General features: G+C 52.0%; 2 protein-coding genes. One reads left to right on the top strand and one right to left on the bottom strand.

Annotated elements, in window-relative coordinates; all coding sequences use genetic code 11:
- Nucleotides 1–713, bottom strand: a 713-nt coding sequence (locus tag DQ405_RS26750) for a hypothetical protein (protein ID WP_206678948.1), incomplete at its 3' end; no start/stop codon positions are given.
- A 28-nt stretch (nucleotides 714–741) separates the two neighbouring features.
- On the opposite strand from DQ405_RS26750, the gene DQ405_RS26745 reads away from it, so the two are divergent.
- Nucleotides 742–1,770: an IS30-like element ISPsp7 family transposase gene (locus tag DQ405_RS26745; protein WP_168426496.1), complete on the top strand. Its 1,029-nt coding sequence runs from the start codon at nucleotides 742–744 to the stop codon at nucleotides 1,768–1,770.
- The last annotated feature ends 77 nt before the right edge of the window (nucleotides 1,771–1,847 follow it).

Here is a 1,847-nt window from a genome sequence, read left to right as displayed (position 1 = left end):
ATGGTTTTATAAATTTCTTTATTTACGCTGTTAGCCTGCATCTCCAGATAACATCTCGGATTAAATTTTAATATCGAATTTCTATATTTATATAATATCCGCCCAATCTCTTCAGTAGGAACAAAAACAACGGTAATATCGCAATCCTTGAACTCAGTTTCAACGTTGTAGCTAATCCGAGATCCAGAAGAATTTTTATTCTTCAAATTTAGCGAAATACACAGCTGGCTGTTGTTATAGTATGTGCCGGTTACAACCGGGAATACCAGATCGCTATAGGTTTTTCCATAATCATATACCGTTGCTGGAAATCCGTTTGTTAGCTTCTTCAAGGCGCTTGGCTTTGGAGATCTAAGATTCGCAAGTATCACAACCTCGTAGGAGTACCTTCCAATATCTTCGATCTGACTTAAGTCGCGCTTCAGCTGTTTAATCTTGCCATTGTATGGATTGCCATCCTCATCACATTCGTCGCCGTCCGTTATCCGATCAACGTCCATTTTGAGAATTTCTATTAACTCGATTTCTTTTTCTTCAAAATTTTTTTCGGTAGTTCTAAACTTAGACTGTACAAAAAATACGACCTTGCTGTCCTTGTCAATATAGTAAGCATCTATGCCGCCGTCATACGACCCGTCTGTTATTAGGTTCTCGCGCGTCTTAAATTCAAGCATCCCAAAACTAACGGCGGCGGCAAAAACTGAGTGCAACACCTGACCTTTCCGGTACGGTGCTGCCCCTATGTCTTATACCGAACTCAGCGTTGAAGAGCGCGCCACCATTCAAATCGGTCGTACCCAAGGCTTCAGCCTGCGCAGGATTGCCTGCTTGATCAACCGATCCCCTTCGACCATCAGCCGTGAGCTGCGCCGTAACCGAGGTGCTTGCGGTGGCTACTCGGCCCGTCTGGCCCAGCAGCAAATGCAGACCCGCCGCCAGGTTTGTCGACCGATGCGAAAACTGTTGCCGGGTAGCGAGCGCTTCGAACTGGTGACCCATATGCTGCGTGAGCGTTTGTCTCCCGAGCAGATTGCCGGCAAGCTGCGCAGCATGAACATACCCAACCTGCGAGATGCCTACGTCTGTCGCGAGACGATCTACAACGCGATCTATGCCCTGCCAGTGGGTGAGCTGCGTAAGGAGCTGATCATCTGTCTGCGCCAAGGCAAGACGACGCGCCGGCCGCGCTCTGGCGGCGTGGATCGGCGCGGCCAGATCCCTGAGATGGTCAGTATTTATGTGCGCCCGCCGGAGATTGAAGACAGGCTGATGCCGGGGCATTGGGAAGGCGACCTCATCAAGGGTAAGGCCAACGCCTCGTCCGTCGGTACGCTGGTGGAACGCACCAGTGGCTACCTGATGCTGGTGAAGATGAACGACGCGACGGCGACTTCGGCGCTGGAAGGCTTCAGCGCCGCGCTCAATGGCATGCCGCTGGAGATGCGCAAGAGCATGACTTACGACCAGGGCCGGGAGATGGCGCGACACGCCGAGATCACCCAAAGAACCGGCGTGGCGATCTACTTCTGCGACCCGCACAGCCCCTGGCAGCGCGGCAGCAACGAAAACATCAACGGCCTGATTCGCCAGTACTTGCCCAAGGGCACAGACCTGTCGGTACATAGCCAAGAGGAGCTGGACGCCATTGCGCTGCAACTGAACATGCGACCGCGCAAGCGCTTCGACTTCAAATGCCCCATCGAGGTGATGGGAGAGGTCATGCAAAATGCCATGGCGATGCGGCATGATGCTCCGGCTTCAATTCAATAACCGTGTTGCGCTCAGCTCCTGCAACCGCCATGTCTTTTGGTAGGGAAGTTACGGCGTATCTCACGGACGCTTATTTA

Source organism: Pseudomonas sp. SST3 (assembly GCF_003325755.1).
The sequence above is the reverse complement of the archived record's forward strand: the minus strand, read 5'-3'. Positions and strand labels throughout refer to the sequence as shown.

Bases quoted from the DNA above. Each gene is read 5' to 3' on its own strand.
- DQ405_RS26745 (WP_168426496.1), top strand. From the start codon at position 742: ATGTCTTATACCGAACTCAGCGTTGAAGAGCGCGCCACCATTCAAATC.